Source organism: Psychromonas algicola (assembly GCF_004378355.1).
Lineage (GTDB): Bacteria > Pseudomonadota > Gammaproteobacteria > Enterobacterales > Psychromonadaceae > Psychromonas.
The window spans coordinates 72122-98024 of sequence record NZ_SNUB01000011.1 but is presented as its reverse complement, the minus strand read 5'-3'; the positions used below and the strand labels follow the sequence as shown (position 1 = coordinate 98024).

At 35.8% G+C, this 25903-nt stretch carries 29 protein-coding genes; 10 read left to right on the top strand and 19 right to left on the bottom strand.

All coding sequences use genetic code 11. From position 1 onward, the window contains the following. On the bottom strand, positions 1–744 hold a 744-nt coding region (locus tag E2R67_RS07830; protein ID WP_134290386.1), incomplete at its 3' end, for an IS256 family transposase. 356 nt (positions 745–1100) lie between these two features. On the opposite strand from E2R67_RS07830, the gene E2R67_RS07825 reads away from it, so the two are divergent. The 3 genes from E2R67_RS07825 to E2R67_RS16995 all read left to right on the top strand — a co-directional run bounded on the left by E2R67_RS07825 (position 1101) and on the right by E2R67_RS16995 (position 2782). Further along, entirely contained in the window at positions 1101–1706 is a 606-nt protein-coding gene (locus E2R67_RS07825) for a TetR/AcrR family transcriptional regulator (protein ID WP_134290385.1), read from the top strand. Positions 1707–1758: 52 nt separating this feature from the next. Continuing rightward, positions 1759–2238: a DoxX family protein gene (locus E2R67_RS07820; RefSeq protein WP_134290384.1), complete on the top strand. Its 480-nt coding sequence runs from the start codon at positions 1759–1761 to the stop codon at positions 2236–2238. Positions 2239–2557: 319 nt separating this feature from the next. Next, positions 2558–2782, top strand: a complete 225-nt coding sequence (locus E2R67_RS16995; RefSeq protein ID WP_208379497.1) for a nucleotidyltransferase family protein — start codon at positions 2558–2560, stop codon at positions 2780–2782. A gap of 119 nt (positions 2783–2901) precedes the next feature. Here E2R67_RS16995 and E2R67_RS07810 read toward each other — a convergent pair whose 3' ends face one another. Together E2R67_RS07810 and E2R67_RS07805 are read right to left on the bottom strand one after the other, a co-directional pair. After that, positions 2902–3375, bottom strand: a complete 474-nt coding sequence (locus tag E2R67_RS07810) for a peroxiredoxin (RefSeq protein ID WP_134290383.1) — start codon at positions 3373–3375, stop codon at positions 2902–2904. 118 nt (positions 3376–3493) lie between these two features. Then, positions 3494–4063 (bottom strand): hypothetical protein, encoded by a 570-nt coding sequence (locus E2R67_RS07805; RefSeq protein ID WP_134290382.1) that lies wholly within the window; start codon positions 4061–4063, stop codon positions 3494–3496. A gap of 251 nt (positions 4064–4314) precedes the next feature. On the opposite strand from E2R67_RS07805, the gene E2R67_RS07800 reads away from it, so the two are divergent. Continuing rightward, complete coding sequence (locus E2R67_RS07800; protein ID WP_134290381.1) at positions 4315–6582, top strand: peptidase U32 family protein; 2268 nt, start codon at positions 4315–4317, stop codon at positions 6580–6582. A 158-nt stretch (positions 6583–6740) separates the two neighbouring features. Here E2R67_RS07800 and E2R67_RS07795 read toward each other — a convergent pair whose 3' ends face one another. The 8 genes from E2R67_RS07795 to E2R67_RS07765 all read right to left on the bottom strand — a co-directional run bounded on the left by E2R67_RS07795 (position 6741) and on the right by E2R67_RS07765 (position 11802). Next, a complete protein-coding gene (locus E2R67_RS07795) occupies positions 6741–7406 on the bottom strand; it encodes a DODA-type extradiol aromatic ring-opening family dioxygenase (RefSeq protein WP_166739337.1) in 666 nt (221 codons plus the stop codon). After that, complete coding sequence (locus tag E2R67_RS16960) at positions 7406–7612, bottom strand: hypothetical protein (RefSeq protein WP_347876775.1); 207 nt, start codon at positions 7610–7612, stop codon at positions 7406–7408. Before E2R67_RS16960 ends, E2R67_RS07795 begins: the two co-directional genes overlap by 1 nt. A 157-nt stretch (positions 7613–7769) precedes the next feature. Next, positions 7770–8237: a YHS domain-containing (seleno)protein gene (locus tag E2R67_RS07790; RefSeq protein WP_134290380.1), complete on the bottom strand. Its 468-nt coding sequence runs from the start codon at positions 8235–8237 to the stop codon at positions 7770–7772. 4 nt (positions 8238–8241) lie between these two features. After that, positions 8242–9675, bottom strand: a complete 1434-nt coding sequence (locus E2R67_RS07785; RefSeq protein ID WP_134290379.1) for a tetratricopeptide repeat protein — start codon at positions 9673–9675, stop codon at positions 8242–8244. Between the two features lie 92 nt (positions 9676–9767). Further along, positions 9768–10220 carry a hypothetical protein gene (locus E2R67_RS07780; RefSeq protein ID WP_134290378.1) on the bottom strand — a complete coding sequence of 151 codons (453 nt, stop codon included), beginning with the start codon at positions 10218–10220 and terminating at the stop codon, positions 9768–9770. Positions 10221–10399: 179 nt separating this feature from the next. Beyond that, positions 10400–10696: a hypothetical protein gene (locus E2R67_RS07775; protein WP_134290377.1), complete on the bottom strand. Its 297-nt coding sequence runs from the start codon at positions 10694–10696 to the stop codon at positions 10400–10402. 275 nt (positions 10697–10971) lie between these two features. Beyond that, positions 10972–11568 carry an imm11 family protein gene (locus tag E2R67_RS07770; protein WP_134290376.1) on the bottom strand — a complete coding sequence of 199 codons (597 nt, stop codon included), beginning with the start codon at positions 11566–11568 and terminating at the stop codon, positions 10972–10974. A 63-nt stretch (positions 11569–11631) separates the two neighbouring features. Further along, positions 11632–11802, bottom strand: a complete 171-nt coding sequence (locus E2R67_RS07765) for an acetyltransferase (protein WP_134290375.1) — start codon at positions 11800–11802, stop codon at positions 11632–11634. Between the two features lie 326 nt (positions 11803–12128). Here E2R67_RS07765 and E2R67_RS07760 point away from each other — a divergent pair, with 326 nt between their 5' ends. Together E2R67_RS07760 and E2R67_RS07755 are read left to right on the top strand one after the other, a co-directional pair. Further along, positions 12129–12368, top strand: coding sequence for a type II toxin-antitoxin system ParD family antitoxin (locus E2R67_RS07760; RefSeq protein ID WP_134290374.1), 240 nt, complete (start codon positions 12129–12131; stop codon positions 12366–12368). Then, positions 12368–12661: a type II toxin-antitoxin system RelE/ParE family toxin gene (locus E2R67_RS07755; RefSeq protein WP_134290373.1), complete on the top strand. Its 294-nt coding sequence runs from the start codon at positions 12368–12370 to the stop codon at positions 12659–12661. The genes E2R67_RS07760 and E2R67_RS07755 overlap by 1 nt, the downstream gene beginning before the upstream one ends. An 80-nt stretch (positions 12662–12741) precedes the next feature. Here E2R67_RS07755 and E2R67_RS07750 read toward each other — a convergent pair whose 3' ends face one another. Next, a complete protein-coding gene (locus tag E2R67_RS07750) occupies positions 12742–13464 on the bottom strand; it encodes a hypothetical protein (protein WP_134290372.1) in 723 nt (240 codons plus the stop codon). A gap of 821 nt (positions 13465–14285) precedes the next feature. Between E2R67_RS07750 and E2R67_RS07745 the strand changes: the two genes are divergently transcribed. Then, positions 14286–15896 carry an ABC-F family ATPase gene (locus E2R67_RS07745; protein WP_134290370.1) on the top strand — a complete coding sequence of 537 codons (1611 nt, stop codon included), beginning with the start codon at positions 14286–14288 and terminating at the stop codon, positions 15894–15896. Between the two features lie 280 nt (positions 15897–16176). Further along, positions 16177–17388 (top strand): DEAD/DEAH box helicase, encoded by a 1212-nt coding sequence (locus E2R67_RS07740; RefSeq protein ID WP_134290368.1) that lies wholly within the window; start codon positions 16177–16179, stop codon positions 17386–17388. Positions 17389–17480: 92 nt separating this feature from the next. Here the strand turns inward: E2R67_RS07740 and E2R67_RS07735 are convergent, their stop codons facing one another. From E2R67_RS07735 to thiB, 7 genes are all read right to left on the bottom strand, one after another. Next, positions 17481–18101, bottom strand: coding sequence for a pentapeptide repeat-containing protein (locus E2R67_RS07735; RefSeq protein WP_134290366.1), 621 nt, complete (start codon positions 18099–18101; stop codon positions 17481–17483). Between the two features lie 36 nt (positions 18102–18137). Continuing rightward, the gene (locus E2R67_RS07730) at positions 18138–18605 is read right to left on the bottom strand and encodes a GNAT family N-acetyltransferase (RefSeq protein WP_134290364.1); all 468 of its coding nucleotides are present in this window, start codon (positions 18603–18605) and stop codon (positions 18138–18140) included. 36 nt (positions 18606–18641) lie between these two features. Further along, complete coding sequence (locus E2R67_RS07725) at positions 18642–19106, bottom strand: GNAT family N-acetyltransferase (RefSeq protein WP_134290362.1); 465 nt, start codon at positions 19104–19106, stop codon at positions 18642–18644. Positions 19107–19234: 128 nt separating this feature from the next. After that, positions 19235–20458, bottom strand: a complete 1224-nt coding sequence (locus tag E2R67_RS07720) for a glycerophosphodiester phosphodiesterase family protein (RefSeq protein WP_134290361.1) — start codon at positions 20456–20458, stop codon at positions 19235–19237. 130 nt (positions 20459–20588) lie between these two features. After that, positions 20589–21308: a thiamine ABC transporter ATP-binding protein gene (gene thiQ / locus E2R67_RS07715; protein ID WP_134290360.1), complete on the bottom strand. Its 720-nt coding sequence runs from the start codon at positions 21306–21308 to the stop codon at positions 20589–20591. Next, the gene (gene thiP, locus E2R67_RS07710) at positions 21301–22914 is read right to left on the bottom strand and encodes a thiamine/thiamine pyrophosphate ABC transporter permease (protein WP_134290358.1); all 1614 of its coding nucleotides are present in this window, start codon (positions 22912–22914) and stop codon (positions 21301–21303) included. The genes thiQ and thiP overlap by 8 nt, the downstream gene beginning before the upstream one ends. 85 nt (positions 22915–22999) lie before the next feature. Then, on the bottom strand, positions 23000–24007 hold the full coding sequence (gene thiB, locus E2R67_RS07705) for a thiamine ABC transporter substrate binding subunit (protein ID WP_134290357.1): 1008 nt from the start codon (positions 24005–24007) through the stop codon (positions 23000–23002). 457 nt (positions 24008–24464) lie between these two features. Here thiB and E2R67_RS07700 point away from each other — a divergent pair, with 457 nt between their 5' ends. Together E2R67_RS07700 and E2R67_RS07695 are read left to right on the top strand one after the other, a co-directional pair. Continuing rightward, the gene (locus E2R67_RS07700) at positions 24465–25415 is read left to right on the top strand and encodes a M23 family metallopeptidase (RefSeq protein WP_134290355.1); all 951 of its coding nucleotides are present in this window, start codon (positions 24465–24467) and stop codon (positions 25413–25415) included. Then, a complete protein-coding gene (locus E2R67_RS07695; RefSeq protein ID WP_134290354.1) occupies positions 25319–25750 on the top strand; it encodes a bactofilin family protein in 432 nt (143 codons plus the stop codon). Before E2R67_RS07700 ends, E2R67_RS07695 begins: the two co-directional genes overlap by 97 nt. The last annotated feature ends 153 nt before the right edge of the window (positions 25751–25903 follow it).

Here is a 25903-nt window from a genome sequence, read left to right as displayed (position 1 = left end):
CGTTTCTGGATACACAGTATTAATCGCATCTGGAAAGCCCTTCAAGCCATCTACACAAGCAATTAATATGTCTTCAACACCTCGGTTCTGTAATTCAGTGAGTACATTTAACCAGAACTTAGCCCCTTCATTTTCCGCAAACCAAAGCCCTAACAATTCCTTTTCGCCGTCTAGATTAATGGCTAAAGCCAGAAATACAGCCTTGTTAATCACTCGGTTGTCTTGCCTAATTTTAACGACAATACAATCAAGATAAACAATAGGGTAAATAGCATCTAGCGGTCTGTTTTGCCACTCAGTTACTTCCTCTATGACTGCGTTAGTGATTTTAGACACGAGTGTTGGGGATATATCTGCACCGTACATTTCTTGGAATGCATCAACTATATCGCGTGTTGTCATGCCCCTAGCATAAAGGCTTAAGACCTTGTCATCCATTGATGTGAAACGGGTTTGGTTCTTTTTAACTAACTCAGGTTCAAAGGTACCATTTCTATCGCGTGGGGTGATTAATTCAAATTGGCCATCTTCAGTTTTTAATGTTTTAGATGTATTACCATTTCGATAGTTATCAACGTTACTCTGTTGGTTTTTTTCATATCCAAGATGATCATCGAGTTCAGCATTCAGTGCTGCCTCGACGGTGATCTTAGTGAGCATTTGAGTGAAGTCGAGTAAATCTTTTTGAGACTTTAATCCCTTTGATGCTTTAAGGGCGAATGCTTCTAACTCTTCTTTTTTCATAATTACCTATCCTTAATATGATTAAGTTAATGATAGGCAATTACACAGATTTTAGGACAGGGTCATTTTCAAGGCACAAGTAGTAGATGTTTTGCTTCTATTAATCTTACTACTTCATCATAAACCGTCCTTTTCCTAATTATTAAGCAGTGATAACTTACTCCACTAAAAACCCCAAGGTATTGATAAATAATCTTTCTTAAAAAATACTATAAATAATTAACCACAATTCCAAGAACCAAATCTATATTTCATTTTCATTAAGAAAATATCAAGAAACTCTTTAAGAATATTCAAGCAATAGTATCATTTCCCTTAATGTTGACACCGTCAACATTACAAATTACTATTCAAAAATGAATACAAATAAAAAAGAAAAATATCACGCAAGTGATTTAAAACTTTCCATAATAAAAATGGCTTCAGAACTCCTTATGGATGAAGGAATTGAAGCTATTACGATGAGAGAAATTGCTACTAAGTTAAATGTTTCTAGAGGTGCTCCATATAGACATTTTGACAGTAAACATCACTTATTATGCGCTATTGCTCAACATTATTTTGAACGATTGAATACTTCAATGTTAATTACAACAGTCGTAGAAGTGGATCCTAAAAAAGAACTTTATCAACTTGCAGAAAAATACATAGATTTTTGCTTATCTCATCCGGCGATTTATCATCTAATGTTTAATAATTCAGAACTATCAAACAACCAAACTTCCGAATTAACTGCATCTGGGTATAAGCTATTTAATCGCTTAGAAACATTATTAGAAAAGTTTCAACAAGCATCAATAATTAAGCAAGAAAATATTAATCTACAAGCAAATTACGTGTGGTCTGCTCTGCATGGTTATTGCTGTTTATTACTATATCAAGAAACAAAAAAAGTAGAAAAATTGGTTACGAATAAAAAATTTTTCCTCGACAAAATTTGGAAAGGTTTATTAATAAACTAATAAATTCAATCTATTTAACTAAAATTTAAAACAATAACTTAATGGAAAACTTATGCTGACACCTATAATTATATTACTTTTATTGTCATTACCTTTGTTCGTCGCTTTTGTATATACGAGAATCAATAACAACAAATTAGATGTTAAGAAATTTGCTTCATGGGGATTAGGCATTGCTTTTATATTCTTTTTTATTGGACACATTGTAAGAGCACAAGGGATGACAGAAATGTTACCCACATGGGTCCCATTTCGTTTAGCTTTAATCTATATAACTGGACTATTAGAATTACTAATAGGGATTGCTTTGTTCGTTCCAAGATATCAATCAATCGCAACAAAATTAGCTATCATTGTATTTATAGTATTTTTCCCAGCTAATATTTATTCTGCATTAAATTATATCGGCTTAGGAGGGCATCAATGGGGTCCAGTTTACTTGATAATACGTGGCCCTTTACAGTTAGTACTAATAGGATGGGCTTATTTTCTTTGCCTTGAAGGTAATATTAAGGCATTTAAACGAAACTAAAGAATGAAGATTATGGAAAAAAGTTAATAAACTCAGTTCCAGAACTAATGGAAACTGCAAAAGCATGTAATATGACTAATTTACCTGACTTTTATATAGCAGGTGGTTCAATTACTCAATTGATATGGAATCATTAATTAGGATTAGCACCTCTGGATAACGTTAAAGGTTTTGATATTGTTTATTTTGATGATATTCAACATAAAACAGAATCGTAGTATGACAAAATAATTAAAGCGAAGCTAACACACTCAGTCAAGATTGATATTAAAAATCAAGCGAATGTACACCAATAGTCCCCTAAAACTTTGGACAAGTTATCCAACCTTATCTACGGGTTGAACAAGGAATTGATTCTTGGCTTTCTGCATTTGCGATTAGTTTTAATTTAAACGATAACGGTGAAATTTTTATTTATTCGCCTTACGGGTTAGAAGACGCTTTTAATATGAATATAAAACCCAATAAAATAGCAATATCGGAAACTAATTATATTAAAATGACCAACACAGCTTTAAAACTCGTTGGCCATTTATATCCGTAAAATCTTGGAAATAGAGAGGTACTTATCCCCAAGATCTACAAAGACTTAAATATCAAATTTATTATTGAGTATTAAAACCCATAATTAAATTGAGATTTAATGACTAGTTTTTTTATAAATTAAAGCGCAGCTAATACCGTTTCAGCAGTACTTGCTTCAAACTCACCTGCTTCTTCAACGTTTAATAATGTCACAATACCGTTTTCAATAACCATTGCGTAACGTTGTGAACGAACACCACCAAAACCTTCAGTATCCATTGAAAGGCCTAATGCTTTAGTGAAACTTGCATCGCCATCGCCTAACATTAATAATTCAGAAGCGTTATGTACTTCGCCCCATGCTTTCATTACAAATGCATCATTAACAGAAACACAGGTAATTAAATCAACGCCTTTGGCTTGAAGTTTGTCAGCTAATACAACATAACCCGGTAGATGTGCTTCAGAGCAAGTTGGAGTGAATGCACCAGGTACAGCAAATAAAACTACTTTTTTACCTGCAAATAATTCAGCAACATCATGATTAACCATACCTTCTGAAGTTAATTGGCTTAATGTTCCTGCTGGTAATGCTTGGCCTACTTCGATCATTTTATTATCCTTTTCAGTTGTGTATTTTTAAATTAATAGTCGTTATACGATCGCAACAGTTTATCCCTAAATCGACTTAACAAACACTGAATTATAAAGTGGCTATTCAATTAATTTTCTAGTGTACCGCGCTTCCTTCTGCGCCTGGGTCGTCCAGTTCTATATATTTAAAATCTGATACTTTCACTTCCGTTTCTTTTTTCGTAGAATCTAGCTCTTTAAACTTTAACACCTTAATTTTTGGTTCTTCAAGCGCTGTCTCTTCCGAGATAATAGTCTCAATGTTATTTTGTTCTACTTTTTTAGCGCCGATAGTTTCCATCTCTTTTGAAAAATCTGTAACTTGCTGTTCAATTAGATCTTCATCATCACAACGTACTGCTTTTTCAAGATAATAAGCAGTATTACCAACAATATAAATAGAACTAGAAATAACGACTGATGACAAAAACACGCCTCCACCTACAACCATAACAAGCGCACAAAGATCATTTCCGCCATGACACCCTCTTGCTAACTCAGTACCTCTGCCATGTTTAGATCCAATAAATTCTAAATCGACACTTTTAGTGAAAATTTCACAACTAACGGGCGTTCTTTCATCTGTGAATGTAGGCACAACGACACATCCAGAAAGTAAACTTACAATAATAGGTAAGGCTAACAACTGCTTTATAAAGAATGGCATACATAGAGTCTCAATCTGATAAACTAAAAAAATTCAATGCGTTATTTTATAAATCATCAAAATCTATCACAAATGCTTTATCAACTTTGAATCAGAGCTTTTACTTTAGATATTTATAGTAAAAAAACAACAAAATAAACGCAGTTTAATGTGATAAAGGCAATACCATAGTAAAACACTATGGATAAAGGTAAACTCCCGCTTCGATATAAAAATCCCCCGAATATAGATAAATAGATAGTGAGTCAGTTATGAGTAGAAAAATCGAATTATTAGCGCCGGGTGGCGATGTTGACGCAATTAAAGCGGCGATTATCGCAGGGGCTAACGCCATTTATTGTGGGTTAGATATTTTCAATGCTCGTAACCGTGCTGCAAATCTTTCATTTGATGATTTAGTTGGTGTGATTAAACTAGCGCATGAATATGAATGTGAAGTCTTTTTAACGCTCAATATTGTGATATTAGAGCATGAGATTCCAGCGCTTACTAAATTGCTAAATCAATTAGTTAACACTGGTATTGATGGCATTATCGTACAAGATTTAGGGTTATTTAACTTAGTTAAAAAGTTTTTCCCAAGCTTACATATTCATGCTTCAACTCAGCTAACTACGCACAACGAAGGGCAAATATTGTTCCTTGCTAAAATAGGGGCAACACGAGCCAACTTATCACGCGAACTTAACTTAGCGGAAATTAAAAGCTTAACGTCATTAGCACATGACAATGATGTACTAACCGAAGTGTTTGTGCACGGTGCGTTATGTATTGCTTTCTCTGGTCAATGTTATTCAAGCTCTGTAAGTGTTGGTAACTCAGGTAACCGTGGTCGTTGTAGCCAAGCCTGCCGTGATGAATATGAAATCACCAACGCAGGTAATAAATTTCCACTTAACTTAAAAGATAACTCGGCATGGTTTGATTTACCTGAATTAGTTGATGCTGGCGTTGATTCATTAAAAGTGGAAGGTCGTATCAAAGGGGCACAATACGTACATACAGTAGTCGATAGCTGGCGCAAACAGATCAATCAATTTGTAGATACAGGTAAATTGTTAGCCGATGACTCTGCACTTTATAAAGTATTTAACCGTGATTTCACTAACTCTTTTTTGAAAGGCAACCTCACTAAAGATATGTTTATCGACAATCCACGCGATAACAGCTTTACTCACGCCAATGAAAAAAGTAACGCCATCTCGGTAGTACAAATTCAAGAAGCACAAGATGATTTACGTGCAGATAAAAATAAAATTGTTGATGATGTAGCAGCAAAAGTGGCAACATTAAATATCGACAAAAGTGATTTAGCACTCAGCTTCTCAGGCAAGCTAGGTCAACCTTTCACCGTTAACATTACGATCAGTGATGGAAAAGATGAAGGTCAAAACAACAAACATTATGTCGTTGAATCAGCGTCAACAATGTTTACCTCTGAGCAATCTGCAGTGACTTCAGATGCCATTGCAAAACGTTTTAAGAGCTTTAAAAATAGCCGTTACAATGTTGCTGAGTTTGATTTTTCACAACTTGCAGATAACTTAACCATTCCCTTTAAAGAATTAACTGAAGTTAAGAATAAAGTCGCTTATTACCTGAATGGCGAAAAAGAAGTCATTCCAGCGGTAACGTTACCGCCATTAGCGTCGCATCCTAAATTAAATGAAAAACCAACGCTGTCTTTATTAATAAGCGATGAAAAAGATGCTCATTTAGGTGATTTAACGGATGCAGATATTTACTTCAAACTACCAGAAAGCTTTAAAAAACGTTGTAATAAACAGCGCGACATTTTAGTTCGTAACCCACGTTTTATTCCATGGTTTCCAGCGGTATTAATAGGCAAAGATTACATTGAAGCAGTGCGTATTTTGGAAGAGTTAAAACCAGATCGTATTGTGACTAACAACACTGGTATTGCTTACAAAGCCTTTGAAATGGGCATTGAATGGATTGCAGGGCCATTTTTAAATACAACGAACTCTTACGCATTATTAACCATGCAAGAAGAATTAAATTGTGCCGGTGCGTTTATTTCTAATGAAATTAACCGTAACCAAATTAAAAATATCAAGCGCCCTGCTAACTTCAAAATGTTGTACAGCATCTATCATCCGATCCTAATGATGACAAGCCGCCAATGTTTCTTCCAACAAACCGTTGGTTGTAACAAACCAAGCATCGAAGATGGCTGTATGTTGAAGTGTCAAAAAGCAACGACCATTACCAACGTAAAAGGCATCTCTTTTGCCGTTGATAAACAGTTAGGTGGTTACCCAAGCATTTACAACCATGAACAATTCTTAAACTTTGATGCGGTAAAAGACTTCTCACACTTGTTTGACGAGTTCTTTATCGACTTAACCGATATTGGATCAGGCTCCAAAGCACAGCAAGATAAAGCTGCATTGATTAAACACTTTGAAGACTTTTTAGATGGCGATTTAGAAGCGGAGTTGACGGTAAATAACCTAGTAACCGTTTCAACTAATGCACAGTATCAGCAAGGTTTGTAGTTGTTAAGTGTGAAACAATGAAATAGTGGCTCATTTAAATATGAGCTAACTATTTCACCTTCTAAATATGTAATACACTATTGGCCGTTATTTAATAAGTTCATCGCTTGTGAGTTTTCAACTTAAAACCAACCACAAAAAATAGTGAGTAGCTTGCATTAGCGCTCCCAGTGAAACATCGAACTTTGTTTATTCATTATTTCTGCACGATAAACTTCATCACTCGCTTTACCTGTCATGCCATAACATACATGTAATGGTAAAAGATGCTCAGCTCTAGGGTGACAAAAAATAGCACTCGGAGCCTCTTGCCAATCAATTAACTTCTGTTCACGAACATTTTCAGAGAGACTCGGATCGCTAACAGTAGTTGTTAACCAGTGTTCAAATTGTAAATTATTTATATTAGCTTGCTCTGCATGGGGCGAAAAGAATGCGCCTATATTATGAAATGACGAGCCAGATCCAATAACTAACAAATTATCCCATTCTAAATCCGCTAAGGCTTTGCCAATTTCAATATGAAAATTAGCATCTAAGTGATGTGATAAAGACAATTGCACACAAGGAATATCCGCTTCTGGATACATGATTTTTAAAGGCACAAAAACCCCATGATCAAATCCTCTCACTTCATCACGAGAAGCATTTATCCCATATTTTACCATTTTAGAATAAACGAGCTTCGCTAATTCAGGTTGTCCTGTACAGGGATATTGAATTTCATAAGCCTTCTTAGGAAAACCAACATAATCGTAAATCAATGTCGGAGATGCCGCAAAAGTAACAGTAGGGAAATGTGTTTCCCAATGCGCGCTGATCACTAAAATCGCACTCGGCTGCCTATTTTTTTAGCTAACATCTGCAACGCGGATATCATTGTTTGATGGTCAGGGTCACCAATAATGGCACAACACATATGCCCTGAAAGCATAAAACACAAACCGCCAAACATCTTTCTAACCGTTAAATCAGGGCGGTCACTAAAATGTTCATAAAGTCGTTCTTCTAATCCTCTATCAAAAGCCATATATTTTTAATACCAACTCGCTTTAATAAAACCCTAGTAATTTGTATTCTCAGATATTCGATGAGTTATTTATTTTTAAATAAAAAAACAGTTTGATAGCAAACACTCGATTTAAAAAACAAACTCAAATAACATAACAATTTAATACTATGATAACTTACTTAAGCTCACTCCATGCTTTATCGGCTTGTTGTTTGTAAGCTTCCCAATCACCGTTTAACCAACGTTGTCTGCCTCTTTCCGCGTAGAATAGGTGTAAATTACCACCGAAAAACTCCCAAACCGTTCCATCGGTTTTGATCAAACCTTCGCCAAGACTTAAAGCATTTGAACAAAAACCATTATATAGAGGTTGATAGCGTTCAGGATCTGAAGCAAATTTATCGGCGGAAGCCTGTGAAGCAAAATGCCATTTAGCACCTTTCCACTCAACCGTAAATTGGCTATTTCCCATCACTGCCTTATGTTGTTCTTGCACCTCAGGTAAGTGATATGCAGTTGTATCCATTCCCCCTATGGCTACCGAACTAAAATAGCTTTTGCTAACAGGTTCAGCGGCAAACAAAGAGCCACTAACAGACAGCATCATTAAGCTCATAAATAATTTAAGTACTATATTCTTCATAAAATCACTCCTTAATAATTGATTCAGATAATTTAGCAAAGATCACTTTTAACTCTTCATGAATAGGAGTAAATGTTTCATCTTCAAAAATATCTTCAAAGTCATGTGCATGGTATTCATTTGAATGAACGGTACCGCATTCTTCAAGTACTTTTAAACAAGCATCTTTATCTCCCAATAAAAGGTGCATTTTGGCCAAGCCATAAAAGGGACTGCTATAAAAATCCTTTGCTAGAATACGGCTTTTTTCATACTCCGCTAATGCTTTTTTTAACGTATTTGGGTTTTCTTGATTTTCAAAATACACCGCATAATCATAAAAATAATCGGCATGACGTAAACTTAATTGGAAATCATCAATCTCTTTTTGTGCAGCTTCCAATAAAGGGAAGCCTTCCATAAAAGTATTATGAGCTTCTTCTTTTTTACCTTGAGAAAGTAATACTAACGCCATTTTTTTGAGTATAGTGGTAGCATATTGAGGTGTTGACCAAGTTGCTTTATTAACCTGATACGCTTTTAAGTAATAAGAGTAAGCCTCTTGGTAATATTTTAAGCTGAATTCTTTATCCGCGATTCTTTCGAAAATACGCCCTAAGCTAATTAAAAAATGTTCTTGGTCTGATTGCCAATCAACAATATGGGCAACGATGGATTTTAGTTCATCCCAAAGTAATACGGCTTCATTTTTCTTTAACTGATCAATTGTCCCCGAACTTTCAACACTTTCATAATGTTTAATCTGATCAATGAAATGCAATTGAGCCTTCGCCCAATGAAAGTAAACCATTGGGTCACTTTTATATTTCTCAATCGTATCTTTAAATTCGGACATAAACTCAGTAAAAAGAGCTTCTTCATTATTAGGCGCGCTTATAAAATCATAAGTTAAAGAAAAAAAACTACTGATTGCAGTATCAAAAAAGGGGGAATTTGTTTCTTGCTTTCTTTCTAACAAAACTGCTTCTTTAAGCAGGCTTTTCATCTGATTGGTGCTGTTACTATCAAAGTTTTTCTTTAACTCACAATAACGGAAAATATTCTGGGCAAAGTTTATTAAATCATCTCCATCTTTCTCATTATGCTTTGTAAGATGCTCTAAACATAACGCTTGATAAAATAATTGTTGCTCCATTTCTTCACAACAAGTTGATAATGCTTCAAAAAGAGTACCTCTATAAAAATGCTCACTTTCCTCATTAGGATTGAGCAACATGACTCTATCTATTAATTCAAGTAACGATTTTAGATCTTCAAAATTATTAAACTTTCCGCACATAAAATCATAATGGCACTGGCCAATATAGCTAAGGTAGCCATCAGCAAGACACGTTTTTGCTTTTACATTATCAGTAGCTAATAATTCATCGTAAATAGAATCTAAACCACTAATATCTTCATTCTCTACATAGTTTTCTATTTGTTCTGTAATGTTCATTGCCATTCCTATTACTTAAATTAATTATTTCAATCATTTAAAATAAAACGTGTGGGTGTTTGTAAGTTTATATTAGAGTTTTTGTTTGATAATTACCAACTAGGGTGAGGCCACGATATCGTAGTGACAATAGGGTTTTCCAAAATTATTTTCTCTTTTGTAACACCTTCAGGGCTTATGTAATCAAGCCCTTTATTTTTCATTTCTTCACTTAGTGGAATTTGAACTTGATAATAGATCTGCGCATTCCCTATTGAATTATCGACATGATTTGCAGAAACAACTAAATTTGAGCCACGTTGCTTTATTACTTTATTAACGTCATCGCCAACGCTAATACCATAACGATCAATTACTTTTGAGCTAGTTACAACAAGTAAATCGATGTCGTATCGTAATGTATTTTTGTTAGTTTTTTCATCAAAGTACGACACGATGTAAAACAACGGCTCTTCATTATCTTTGACTTCTATTCTATGAAAATCTGCTGAATCACCAGCCCCTATGAAATGAGTAACGATATAATTTGGAAACGCTGATTTCACATCCGAAAGTGAGACCAAAGATCCTTGTGAAAGGTTCAAAGCCCCTATATTTGTTTGACTTAGTATTAAATCTTTCGCGAATGAAATGTGACTAATACAAAATAAGATGAAAATAATTGAATATTTCACCTACCCTCCGAGAAACTCTACTGAGTTTTTAATTGTTTTGTTATGCAATGTTAGGTGCAAGCCGAGATTGCCAATTCAAAGTCTTTTGATAATTCAATATATTGCTCTCCCCAACCATTATCAATAGAGATGTCTTGCAATGAAGCGGTAGGTAAAAACAGCGATTGCACTTTTTGTAGACTGACAAAGGTTCCAGAAGTTTGCATTGAGGCTAAGTTAACATTGACGATTTTTAATAATTGCTCCGGTGTTTCCGCAGCATACAATGACTCATCCGAATTTTTTAAAAACTCAGCCAAATGGTTTAACACCTGTATCATTTTCATGTTTAAGTCTTCGTTCTTCATTTTATCAATACCATGTAACAGATTATTAGTTTAAAAAGTGCTGCCTTATGGTGGAAAGGCGACAGATATAATACTTCAAATATGAATATAATTATTCTTATTTATCCGTAAAACAAGAAACGGCTACAGCAGATAGGTTTATTTTTAATGTGGAAAAATAGGAAGTGATAAATAATAGAGTTGACTGAAGCTAATGGCTGTTCATAACGTAATGCTTTAAAAGAAAAGATTTACTCGTTATTTCTTACCTCACTCACTCTAGTTTGTTACGCGAGCTAAGTTGAAGTTTCTCCAGAGAAACCATCCCATAAAGAAGGCTCAACAAGTTTTACACCTGAAAATTTATTACTTTCAAATAACCTAATGAGAGGATTTGTTATTACAATTAATCGACGAAAAAACTTTACTCTATAAATGTCAGTTTCATTAGATGGAGGAGTATTTAAAAAAAGTTTATGAATACGTCTAATTCCCCTTAATTCACCATCAATAATACGCCCTTTGAATTCAGAACGTTCTGTATCAATGCACTCAACAAGCCCCAATATATTTACAGCGTAAAAACCTTTCTTGGGAATACCTCCAACCCTTTCAATAATTGAAGCGGGATAGTAATCCAAGTTATCAACTCCACTTTCTAATAAAGCGGTTTTAAGTCTCTCAGAGATAACAATGCATCCTGTATCAGTCACTGAAAAGTCAGTTATTTTATTGATTGGTAGCGTTTCACATATAAATTCTAAATTAGATAAGTCATATGAAGCCGTATCAATAATTTCACCATCTTCCCATATACTTTCAAAACATGAACCTTTATCAGTAGATGTTAAAAATGGTGCATTATCCAAATCAGGAAATAACAGTTTTTGCATAATTTATGTCTATATTTTTGAGTCTGAAGTTAATGGCTGTCTACAACTTTTGTTTTATATCCATTACATATAAGCCAGTTTCTTAAATGTTTGTGCATGAGCTCTTAAGGCTAATTTAGTTTCTGATTTCACGATTTGTTGACCAGACACACCTGAAAGATCAAGCTCTTTAGTTGCTTTAACTTTAGGACGCTGTACTGCTTTAACACCGTATTTTTCTATTTTAGTATTCATGATTAATACTCCATATGCATGATTAGCTCAATTATATTCGATAATATCAGAAAGCATAATAATGAAGGTCTTCGCTTTTATAATTCTCAACATTGACTATGTTTTATTCAACGCTCCATACCTTAGTTTTCTGAAGCCAGTGATTGATTCATAAAAACTCAACGTGATAATTGATATCGCTACATTGAACATCGTTTTTATTAACTTATTGAGATCAACGAGTCGATATTCACAACTTTAAACTGTTTTTATCCGACTTAATTGCCTTGCAATATTTTTTATACCATAATCCAATATATATTGGTACAAGCTAAAAGAGTAAAATGATGGCTAAAAATACTAGCGTAACCTTAGGTGATCACTTTGATCAATTCATAAACCAACAACTACACTCTGGGCGCTATGGTTCTGCGAGTGAAGTTATTCGTGCTGGCTTACGAGCTTTAGAAGACCAGGAAGCCAAACTACATAATTTACGTAACATGCTTGTGCAAGGAGAACAAAGTGGCACTGTCGATTACAGTTACGACTCTTTTATCGCTGAGCTTGATAAAGATAGCCACTAATGAATAAGTTTGTATTATCTGCTAAAGCAAAATCAGACTTAATAAAAATTGCAAAATACACTCAAACAACTTGGGGACAGGCTCAACGAAATGACTACTTAAAAGTATTAGATAATTCATTTCAATTGTTAGCAGATGAGCCTGAAGTTGGACTTCGTTGTGATTATATAAGAGAAGGGTATAGTAAATATCCTCAAGCCAGTCATGTTATCTACTATAAGCATCACACAGAAAATCAAATATTGATTGTTCGTATTTTACATAAAAGCATGGATGTAAATCGTGCCTTATAAGAAAGATATAACGCTCAGCTAAACTTTAAAAAGGTTGGCTGTCTACAATTTTTTTTTTGTTTAAATGCCTTATTAGCAATTTATATCAGTTTCAATTTTGCAAATTTATTCATTAGCCACTTCAGCCCATGTGCATTGAAATTTACATGCAAACGTGCATTTTCCCCTTCGCCTTCAAAGCTAACTATTTGACCTTCACCAAACTTAGCGTGGGTTACTAAATCACCGATTTTAAATTCAATCGACTCATTATTTAAAAATGCACTTTCCACATTATTAAACTCATTAATACGAAGTAACTCAAGCTTTGACTCGACAGACTTCAATCTGCGACTTAATGTGATTTCTTCACCAGTTTCTGGTTTTTTGTAATTACGAAAAGTATGAGGGATAGCTTCAGCAGGTGAATCTAAAGTTTCTTTAATTGCATTTGAAATATTCTCCTGCAATTTAGCACCCCAACTTGGATCATTTTTGTCATAGATTAAAACTCTTAATGGCCTTAAATCAAATGGTACATCATCAAGATTTGAAGAAATAAGAATTGCAGGTTTTCCAAGTGCATGCGCAAGCCCTAGCTCATAAAATACATTAGCATTTTTACCTGTTAATTCAGCTATGACTACACTCGATTCATTAATCGAATTCCATATATCATCCATAATATGCGTTGAACGAAATAAGCTATCTCCTCGAACACTATATAGTTCATTATCATCTACAGCGGGCTTAATGATCTTATGAAAATATGTTTCGAAAGGTTCAGAAAACGGCATTATGATAAAACAAAATTTATGCTTCAAAGATACTCCTTAGGTAATCCTTGTAAAGTTAACAGTCTAACTAGCCGATTTATTCCGTATTTACGGCGGAAAAGCAGTATAGTATAGTTTAATTTGATAAATTAAATGCTACTTTAATGTACTGACACATTAAATCAAGCGGGCAAGCTAAAACATAAAACCTTTCTCATGTTAAAAGCAGAAAGTTTCGTATTTACGACAAAAACACGGAATTGAATTTGGGATGTCGCTTTTAAGCGGCCTTTAAATTAACAATATAAAACAAGGTCGGATGAATCCGACGTCCCAACATTACTCAACGTGGCTACGACAACTCCCACCGTTGAGCTTTCCCAAATCATTAATTGCTTTTAGCAAACCCAAACAGGACGTTTGCGTTAGGCTCGTTCTGGCCATGGATGGCCAGTAAGAGCCGGTGCGTTATAAAAGCTTATTTTAAAACATAGGTATGATTTGGATCAGAAAGCGATTCGGTGGCCAGTTTCTTTGCGTGTTGTGGGTAAAAAGTTTTTCTGGTAAAAGAAAGGATGTCGCCGACAGGGCGAAAACACTAAAATAACAACCAAGCTGACTGGACGAGCGCAGACGAGCTAAACAACCCCTAAATATTAGAATATGCATTCCCACAAGGGATTATCGGAACATGAATAATCCCCCACTTCCCCTCTGTACAAAAACCACACAAAATAAACACGCTTTTCGTCACATAATCCGACATTTTCACAACTTAACCTGTATACTGCGCGACCGTATTATTTCTGCAATGTTATTGAAATGCTAATGAGCAAATAACAATGCGCTTAACTGATGGAATCTAAGCTTTGATATCTACCGCAAACATTACAATGCAATTTGGCGCAGAGCCGTTATTTGAAAACATTTCTGCAAAATTCGGAAACTTCCACCGCTATGGTTTAATTGGTGCGAATGGTTGTGGCAAATCAACGTTCATGAAGATTTTAACCGGTGAACAAGAGCCAAGCTCAGGTAATGTTTCATTAGATCCAGGCATTAAAGTGGGTACCTTAAGCCAAGACCAATTCGCCTTTGAAGAATACACAGTCATTGACGCTGTGATCATGGGTGACAAAGCGCTATGGAAAATCAAACAAGAGCGCGACCGTATTTACGGTTTAGCAGAAATGACCGAAGAAGATGGTATGAAAGTAGGCGAACTTGAAAGCGAGTTTGCTGAAATGGACGGTTACACAGCAGAGAGTCGTGCAGGTGATATTTTATTAGCCGCAGGTATCGAAGAAGAATTCCACTTTGGTTTAATGAAACAAGTGGCGCCGGGTTGGAAATTACGTGTGCTATTAGCACAAGCATTATTCGCAAACCCAGATTTATTATTATTAGATGAGCCAACCAATAACTTGGATATTAACACGATTAACTGGTTGTCTGATGAGCTAAACAAACGTCGTTGTACCATGGTTATCATCTCGCATGATCGCCATTTCTTAAACTCTGTTTGTACGCATATGGCTGATATCGATTACGGTGAATTACGTATTTATCCGGGGAATTACGAATACTTCCTTGAAGCATCTGCATTAATTCGTGAACAATTATTATCTGAAAATGCGAAGAAAAGTGCTGAGATTGATGAGTTACAAGACTTTGTAAACCGTTTTGGTGCTAATGCATCTAAAGCGAAGCAAGCCAGTTCTCGTGCTAAGAAAATGGATAAAATCAAACTTGATGAAGTGAAAGCAACAAGCCGTATGCACCCTTCTTTATCTTTTGATGAAGGTAAAAAAATGCATCGTCAAGCCTTAGTACTTGAAGGTTTGGGTCATGGCTTTGATGAAGGTCCACTATTTAGCGGTGGCGATATCATTTTAGAAGCCGGCGCTAAACTCGCGATCATTGGTGAGAATGGTGTAGGTAAAACCACATTTATGCGCTGTTTAGTAAATGATATTGAACAAAATGAAGGTGTTGTTAAATGGTCAGAGAATGCATCAATTGGTTACTGTCCTCAAGATAGTACAGATGATTTTGACAATGACTTAACGCTAATGGATTGGATGGGACAATGGCGTACAAGCAAACACAGCGACTTAATTGTTCGTGGTATGTTAGGTCGTTTACTATTTACTGATGATGATGCAAACAAAAAAGCGCGCAACTGTTCTGGTGGTGAGAAAAACCGTTTATTATTTGGTAAATTAATGATGCAAGACGTTAACGTTTTAGTCATGGATGAACCCACTAACCACATGGATTTAGAAGCGATTGATGCGTTAAATAATGCATTAAAAGAATTCAAAGGAACATTGATTTTTGTTAGTCATGACCGTGAATTTGTATCGTCATTAGCAACACGTATTATTGATATTAAAGATAAAAAGGTTGTTGATTTCCAAGGTACTTATAACGAATACCTAGCAAGTCAACAAGAAGCGCTAGCACTCAGTTCACACTAGTCGCGCGAATAAACACCTCAAATCCATTTTATTTGAAATGGGTTTGGGGTGATGTAACAATCATTTTTAACAACAGAAACACTGATAAAACCTGTCACTTTTCCATTTCTGTAATGCCTTTCATTGATGACCTTCATTAAGCAATGTCACTAAAATGAAATACGCCTTACACTTTGCTTATGTAAAAATGTGGCCGTTTTACACAATTTTAACTTCCTAGCAATTACATTAAGCATTTGAAATATTTAAGTAATTGGTATTAATAAGTAGAGATAAAACTATGTCATTTTCAGCACTTGGATTAAGCGACGCTATTGTACAAGCCGTTACAGAACAAGGTTACAAAGCACCAACACCAATTCAAGAAAAAGCAATTCCAGTTGTATTAGCGGGTAAAAATTTAATTGCAGCCGCACAAACAGGTACAGGGAAAACAGCCAGTTTTGTTTTACCGATCCTACAAAAATTAATTGATGCACCTATAGTTCGCCCAAAGCGTGTTCACGCAATGATTTTAACCCCAACACGCGAGCTTGCTATCCAAGTGGAAGCAAATATACAACTTTACGCAAAGCATCTTAATCTCACTTCAATGGCAATGTATGGCGGTGTGGATATTGAGCCACAAAAACAAAGCTTAATTGATGGTGTGGATATTCTAGTGGCAACGCCGGGCCGTTTATTAGATATGTACACGCGTCGTGCGATTCATTTTGACGAAACAAGTATTCTAGTGATTGATGAAGCCGACCGTATGTTAGATATGGGCTTTATTGCAGATATTAATAAAATCGTTGAAAAGCTACCTGAAGAACGTCAAAACTTATTATTTTCTGCAACCTTATCTAAGCAAGTTCGTTTCTTAGCAAGAACAGCCGTGACCGATGCGCGAGAAATTTCAATCGCACCAGAAAATGTAACCGTTCCTAAGATTGCACAACGTTTGATCACGGTAGATAAAGAGTTTAAATCTGCATTATTAAGCCACCTTATTCATGATAATAAATGGCAACAAGCGCTGATCTTCATCGAGACAAAACGTGGTGCAGCTAAATTAGTAAGCCAATTAGAAAAACGAGAAATCGCTGCAGAATCTTTCCATAGTGGCCGTAGCCAAGCCGTGCGTGAGCAACTACTTGCCGATTTTAAAGACGGTAAAATCAAATTCTTAGTCGCAACAGGCATTGCTGCTCGGGGCATTGATATTGATGATTTGGACAGAGTTGTAAACTATGACTTACCTGATGAAGCTGAAGATTATGTACATCGTATTGGTCGTACTGGTCGTGCGGGTGCAGAAGGCGAAGCCATTTCATTAGTTTCACGTGACGATTTCAGAAACCTAGTGGCGATTGAACGTCACCTAGGTTATTTCATTGAGCGTGAAGTTATTGAAGGTTTTGAAGCTAAATTAGTGGTGCCAGATTCAAACGCTGCACATGCGCCTAAAAAAGCGCAGAAAGGTCGTCGTCGGCAATCGAATAAACGTTAATTGTTATTTATTTACCCCTAAAAATGAAAGGCAAAGACTGATTATTCACGCTTTGCCTTTTTTATACCTTTCTCACCTTTGACTTTAAAAATCTAATCCACCAGCTCAATATCTAATTCTTCTAACAAAGCTAACGCAGCAAAACGTGAGAATTTAGCTTTTGTGACTGTGTTTTGTAATATATCGATATTAAAGTTTTCTGATTCAGTGAAATCAACATTCTTTAGATTGGTACGCATAAATAAGCTATTAGTGAAATCGCAATAGGTCATCACAGAGTTAGAAAAATCTCCCTCTCTAAAATCAACTTCATATAACTTACATTCTTCTAGTTTCAATTCGTTCAATGACAGACCAAAAAATGAAGCATCGTTTAAAATACAGCGAGTAAAGGTTAATTCTGAACAAAGATTAAATGATGGCCACGTTGCTCGCGTCCAATCAATTCCCACCAGCTTGCTATCCACAAAGTTAACTTCAAAGAACTGACTATAAGGCACTTTCATTAAACTCAAGTTACAACGATTAAAGGCGCAATTAACAAATTTACAACGCGTAAAAATAGCTGCAGAAAAGTCACAATCATTAAATTCACAGTCTTCAAATTCAGTATCAGAAATGGTTAAAGCTTGCCCTGCTTCCTGTAAAAAAATGTGTTTATTAAAAGCTTGTTGAAAATATTCTTCGTTACTTTCTATTTTATTGGCTGGCATTTTTAATCTCTTATTTAAAACTAGCAATTCAAAAAGCTAATCGTTAACTTTCTTGGTCATTAAATAGTTAATTAATACTACGCCATTTCTCATCACTTTATTTTCATTTTTCACTTTAAAACCAACGCTTTCAAAAAAAGGTTTTGCAACCATAGACGCATCCACAGTGAGCGTTGTTAAAGCAGTCTTTTCAGCAACATCAATAACATATTTGAGTAAACTCGACGCGACACCTTGTCGTTGATAGTTTGGATGGACATAAGTGCAATCAATATGACCGTCCGCTTCCAGTTCAATAAAACCTGCCACTTGGTTATTAATAAGCAATAGAAATGGTTTTGTACGTGCTAAGCGATCTTCCCACTTTTTATAATCAATGACTTTATTAGCCCAAGCTTCTTTCTGTGCTTTGTTATAAATAGCATCGTCAATATTATGCACCGCTTCAGTAAAAAGATCCGCAATCTCTTTGCTGTATTCAGCTTTGTATTCAATTATTTTCATTGAAGTTTCTCAGCAAATTTAAAGTCTATCAGTCAACTAAATAGTCGTTTTGACCATATACAAACAATCAGCGAGTGGAATTTCATCGGGATAATCTGCCAATACAAATCCAACCTTTTGATAAGCTTTCACTGCACTTTTATTATGCGATAACACAAATAAAGAACAAGCTGTTACGTTTAATGCTTTTGTCCCTTGCACGCTAATGAGTTTGATTAACTCAGCAATAATCCCCTTGCCACGAAACTTAGGATTCACCACTAAGCGCCCTAAATGGCATTTATCTAAACGTTGATAATATTGTCCAAAACCTAATAATTCGCCCTTATCAGAAACAAGAGAAAATGCATTGGTTGGCGTAATTTTTAGATCTTCAGTGAAAGAAGAAAGATCGAATGGATACCTAAAACCAGGGCCAGCCCATTGTTTAAGTTCATCTTCATTAGCAAACCAGCCCATCATTTCTATCACATGACATTCTAATGGTTCAGTTAATTGCATCGTGCTTCCTCTACTAAATTGATGATGTTTTGCCAGTGTAGAGAGATTATTAGAAAATAAAAAGAGGAACAGAAAATAATCTACCAGCTTAAGTGAAGCTTAAACTGGCAGATTAAAGTTAAGGTTTTTTATTTTAAATCCATGCAATTTGCATAATAAGTTACCGTCGCAGGCCAATCACTGAATACGCCAATCACGCCCACTTGTTTTGCTAACACATCTAGAATCACCATAGTTGCACCGTCATCTTTAATCGCTTCATTAATAGTTTGGTAGTACCAACCGCCGCCACCTTGTAATGGGCCAGAACGCTCAAGTGACCAAGCAATCATATCGAGTCCAGCTTGTTTTGCATATTTAGCGTAGTCTGAAGGAACTATGTCACCGTTTTCATTTAATGCTAATAAAGCATAAATAGGCGGTGCAATAATCTTAACGCCCGAGTCAGCAAGCTCCTGCATATTCGCTAATGAGGCTTTGAAGTTTTTATCTGTAAAGACTCTGTCATCTAAAAACACAGCTTGTTGAGCAAACTCAGGATTGTTTTTAACCCAATGTTTAATGTCATTCAGATCGAAGGATTGTAGGTAAGTCTCTGCAGCGCTAAAACCAGCGGCTTTTAATTCATTCACTAATTTGTCTGCATACATGGTTTGTGTAAAACCATTAAATGGCATTTCAACAACGGCAGACTTTAATTCCGGCGTGGCTTTAACACCATGCGCTTTAAATAAAGCCGCGCTTTCTGCATGTGTCATTAATGTACCATTGGTTGCGTATAAATCTGTACGCCATTTAGGTGTGCCTTGCATATATTCTTCGACACTTGTTGCCATTGTATTCGCGCCGTCCATTTTACCTTTTAACGTTTTGAATTCTGCTAAGGTAAAATCGCTTGTTCGACATTCCGCTTTTGCCTTCTCTCCGGTGAGAGGATTAGCAGGTGTAAAAGGGACGGTACATTTTTTCGCTAACTCAGGGTGAGCAAGTACATCGGTTGTGGTATGAAGGTCGCTTTGTGAATGGCGACACACTAATTGCTTATCTTTAGTGAAAGTTACATCACACTCTACAATACCAGCACCACTTCGAATCGCAGCAAGATATGATTCTTTAGTATGTTCTGGAAATTGCATAGCGGCACCACGGTGGCCAATTGAAAAGTCCGTTCTTACGAATGGGCCTTCACTACATTGCGCTAATTTTTCTTTTAAAGGACTTTGTTGCATTTGATCAACTAAGAAAGCAGGACGAACACCCACAGATGCCGATGCAGCCTCGTTTGCCGAACAGCCTGACAGCATAGAAAAACCAAGTGTCGTAGTGATAACCGTTAAGATGATTTTTTTCATTTTATTAATCCCTTACTAAAATGTTATTAATGTGAAATATTAAAATACGCTAAGAGTATTTCATTGTTATTAATGACCGCTTTAATCCTAAAACTAATTCATAAATAAACTCATAAAAAGAATCTTTAGTTTATGATTCGTCCTTCCCTACTTCTGCACTTAAAAAATTCACAAGATGCTGATTAGAATGTTCACGAGTAAGATGTTTAATTGGCTCGACAGTCAAGGCGTTACCTTGGTCAATAAATATAAAATCAGACGCAACAGCCAATGCATCAGACACATCATGCGTCACCATTAAGACAGTGACATTTTCTCGTTTAGCTAATGATTTAACGCGCTCTAACATATTTACTCTTAATACAGGATCAAGCGCAGAAAACGGCTCATCTAAGAGCAAAATGGGTTTATTTTGTACAAAGCAACGCGCTAAAGCGACACGTTGTTGCTGGCCTCCAGAGAGTTTATCTGGCAAACGAGGTAATAACGCTTCAACTTCAACCTGCTCACTCACGGTTTGTAGGCGCTGTTTTTGTTGCTCGTTCAATTTCATGCCGGGATGTACCCCTAATGCAATATTTTGATAAGCCGTTAAATGTGAAAAAAGGTTATTATCTTGAAACAAAATCGATAAAGGTCGTTGTGCTGGCGACTGCTTCAAAATGGATAAACCATTAATAGCGATATCCCCTTGAGAAGGTTCAATAAATCCAGCTAACAAGTTTAATAATGTACTTTTACCTGCGCCACTAGGCCCCAAAATAGCAAGCACACTGCCCGCTTCAATGGTTAAATCAAAGTGAAAGCTTTGCTCTTTGTAATGGTAATTTACGTCTGAGAATTTAATCATTAATCACTCTTTTCTTTAATTCGAGTTGGAATAATTTTTCAATCACAATGAAAGTCCCTACACTCAACACCAATAAAACCAATGCAACAACGGCTGCAGATTGCATTTGATAGCTGCCCAACAATTGGAATAGATATAAAGGTAACGTGCTAAAGGACTGGCTACCAAATAACGCTATCGCACTTAAATCACCAATGGAAAGCACAAAGCTTAAGCACAGTGAATATAATATAGGTGATTTTAACGCCTTCCATTCAATCCAATAAAAACGATTCCACGAGGAAATACCTAAACTTGCACATAATAATTCATACTTCTGCGCATTATGTAACATGGGTTGCGCTAAGCTTTTTAATACAAAAGGCAATGACATTAAGGCGTTCACTGCGATCACAATATATAAGGCGAGAGATTGAATATGCCCCATTTCACGCAGTAATAAAAATAATCCGGTACTAACAACTAATCCCGGCGTCACCAATATGATAGTGGCTAACATTTCAATTTTATCCGCTCGACCATTTAACCCAACCAACCGCCATTGTCGGCTCGCAAGTAGGATCAAGAAAGCAAAGCTAACGGCAATAAACGCGGCAGAAGATCCAATGATTAGCGAGTTTTTTAAAGCAGCCCAAAACTTAATATCGGTTAATACAGTAAAGAATTGAGCATTTAAACCCGACAAAACCACCATCAATAAAGGAGGCACAACAAATAAGATAATCAAACTAATCCAACTCACATCCCAACATGTCGACAAGAATGAACGATGAGCAAAGGTATTTTCAGTGCCTTTGTAGTTTGTATTTAATAAATTAGTGCTGGATATTTTTTGAATAAATACAGCTAATAAAGCACACAGGATAATTTGCCACAACGCTAACAAAGCTCCAGTCTGTAAATCAAAGTTAAATTTAATCGCCTGATAAATGGCTAGCTCTATCGTGGTGGATTTAGGTCCACCGCCTAACGCCATTACCGTGGCAAAGCTTGTAAAACAAAGCATAAAAATAAGCCCTGCGATATGCGGCAACTGACCTAAAATATGTGGCCATTCAAGAAAGCGAAATTTATTCCAATGTTTTAAACCTAAATGAGCCGCAATCTGATGTTGTTTCTCAGGAATAGAATTTAAGGCTTGTAAAAATAAACGACAAGCAAAGGGAAGGTTAAAAAATACATGTGCTAACAAAATACCGTTTAAACCAAAAATAGAAAACGGTAAAGGCAGATCAAAATAAGCAAACGTTTCCGCCAGCAGCCCACTATTTCCATAAATGGCGAGTAGCCCAAAAACAGCGACTAAGACAGGTAACACCAAGGTGGTGGCAAAAAGTTTTAAAAGCAGTGTTTTACCAAAGAAGTGACATCGGAAAAGAGCATGACTAACAGGTATCGCCAATAAAACACTTAATAACGTAGAAAGCAGTGCTTGGTAAAAACTAAAACGAGTAATGTGACGATAGTAGGGATCTGACCAAATCGCAGTAAAACTTAATTCAGAAGAATAGGTTAATAAGGTAGCGACTGCCATCAACACAAAACTAAAAATGCTGATGGACAGTATTAGACCGGGAATTTGAACCGATTTAATTTGTTTATTCATAAGGTTAATTGGCTTACTTTATCAAAACTGTTTGATAACCAGCCGCTTAACCTTAAATGTTTAACATTTAATATCATGTAAATGATTAATCAATTAGCGCAGTTAACCACTCATTTAACCAAGTTCTGCTTTTTTCAGCCACTTCTTCACTTGAGAATGAAAGTGACTTAACAGGTAAACTTAATTGCTTAAACTCTGCAGGCAGCGCGACGTCCGTAACAGGATACATCCAGTTGCCAGTTGCGATTTTAGATTGAAACTCATCACTCAACATAAAGTTCATAAACTCGGTAGCAAGTTTTTTATGTTTAGTATTTTTAACAATCGCAGCCACTTCTGTTTGTGTGTAATGACCTTCGCTAAAGTTAGCCGCCACATACTGCGTTTTGCCTTCAGCGATAATGTGATAAGCAGGAGAAGTTGAGTAAGAAAGTACCATGTCCGACTCACCTTTCAAGAACATGCTATAAGCTTCAGACCAACCTTTTGTTACAGTCACGGTTTTGTCAGCTAATTGTTTCCAAGCTTCACTTGCTTTATCACCGTAAACAGATTTCATCCACAACATTAAGCCTAAGCCCGGAGTTGAAGTGCGAGGATCTTGATAAATAACGCTCAGGTCTTTACGCGCTACGAGTTCTTTTAAGCTTTTTGGTGGGTTCTTTAATTTTTCACTGTTATATACAAATGCAAAGTAACCATAATCAAAAGGAACAAAAGTTTGGTCATTCCAACCGTTAGGCAAATTAATCGCACTTAAGTCGATATTGTGTTCAGCTAACAATCCCGTTTTCTTAGCAGTAGTAATAAGATTGTTATCTAGACCTAATAAAATATCAGCTTGGCTATTTTTTCCTTCAAGACGTAAACGATTAAGTACAGATACGCCATCATCCAATGCCACAAACTCAAGATCACAATTACAAGACGCTTCAAATGCCGTTTCAATTTTAGGTCCTGGGCCCCAATCTGAAGCAAACGAACTATAGGTGTATATAGTTAATTTTTCTTTTGCGGGAGTGATGGCTAAAACTGGTGCCGACATTGATGCTGAAAGTAAGGCGCTGAAGGTGATTAATGTTGTTAATTTCATTGTCTCTATATTATCCGTTTTATAGTTGTTTGCTTTGATTGAATGACATTGTGATAGATTCTTTTTGTATAGGCAAACGAAAGCGTGTAATTCAGCCACAAACAGCAAGATTAATTCATAAACGTCTCAGCTTTCAGCATGCTAATAAAAACGAACTTGATATAAAGTGAGCAATCGCTTTGAGTGATTTAATGCTTATATTCCAATTGGTTAAAAAACAACCTCTAATTTATTTCTCTATAAAACATACTAAAAAGATACGAATACCTGATTAATATAATAAACTATTATATTAAAGGGTAACATATTGAATTTAAAAGAATAAGTATTAACAAAACCTTTAAAAACCTAATTTAAGTGATAAAAATTAATGAATAATCGTACAAAATCATAAAAAAATAGATAGAATGCAGCCTATCTAAGTATTAAATTATGGTTTGGGTAATAGAATCTCGCGATGAAAGATAAAATAACAGTCTCAATTTCTTCCATTCATGGTACAAAACATTTTAGTTTTGGAAAGAAAACCCGTCATACATTCAGAGTTGTTAGTTACGCTATTTTTGTTGGCGTTCTAGTCACTGGCGGAATAATTTATTACCTTGTAAACGAAGCAGAATTTTCAAAACTTAAAGTGCAAGAATTAGAAAATAGATCATCGACTTTAAGTAAAGAAATCACTTCTCTAGTTGCCTTAAAAGGAAACTTAGAGCGTGATTTAGCAGAACGTGAAGAACGCATGTTGTTAGTATCTGACCGCCTAGATGATTTAGAAAAAGTACTAGGAATGGATACGCAGGAAGATGAAGCACTTGAATCTCGTTTAGATACAGCTGCAATCAATTCATCAATGCGAGTTGCAATGTTAACGCAAATTCCAAATGGCGCACCTGTAAAAAATGCGAGAATATCTTCAGGTTACGGAAAACGAGTTCACCCAATTACGGGTAAAGTAAAAACTCACCGTGGACAAGATTTTGCCGTCAATAGAGGCACACCGATTTACGCTCCAGCTGATGGAGCAATTGAAGTAACAAGAGCAAGTAATAAAGGTTCAGGTAACTTTATTCGTATACTTCATACTTACGGATTTTCAAGCTCATACTCGCACTTAAGTAAGTTTGCTGTGAAAAGAGGTGATTTTGTTAAAAAAGGCGATTTAATCGGCTATTCAGGAAACACTGGATTATCTTCTGGGCCACATCTTCATTATGAAGTAAGGTTTGTAGGACGATCATTAGATCCAAAACCATTCATGGATTGGAGCGTAGATAATTTTGATTCAATTTTCAAGAACATAAGAGGTATTGCATGGGAATCTTTGGTGGAAAAAATAGAGTTAAGGGTAAGTCGCCAGCTACAACTCTCATCGCAGAAGGCTGCACCATTATCGGAGAAATCCAAGTAGAGAACCTATTACAGATTGATGGGCATGTTGAAGGTCAGATCGAAGCTGAAACTCAAGTTAAAATAAGCCAAACAGGTTATGTATTAGGTGATATTACAACGGAACGTTTAATCATTAATGGTTATTTTGAAGGCACATGTCGCGCAGATCATATTGAAATATTAAGCTGTGGTAGCGTCAATGGTGAAGTTTATAGTGATAACTTAAGTATTGAGCCTGGTGGTAAATTTATGGGGTTAACAAACCCTTCTGAAAATAAACCAGCAAAAATGCTAGCTCACCAAGAAGAGCAAGAAGAAGCAAAGTTACTGGGTAACAATGACTCTACTATGTAGTTAAGCTGAAACTAACTAGCTAGTTCGTTAAACAATGAGCTAGCTATTTCATTTAAATAAAACCTATCTCCACTCCTTATACCCATTCAACAATATTCTCTTTTTTATTACAACTGAGTTCAACGTAACACTGTTCACGTATCGCATCATGTG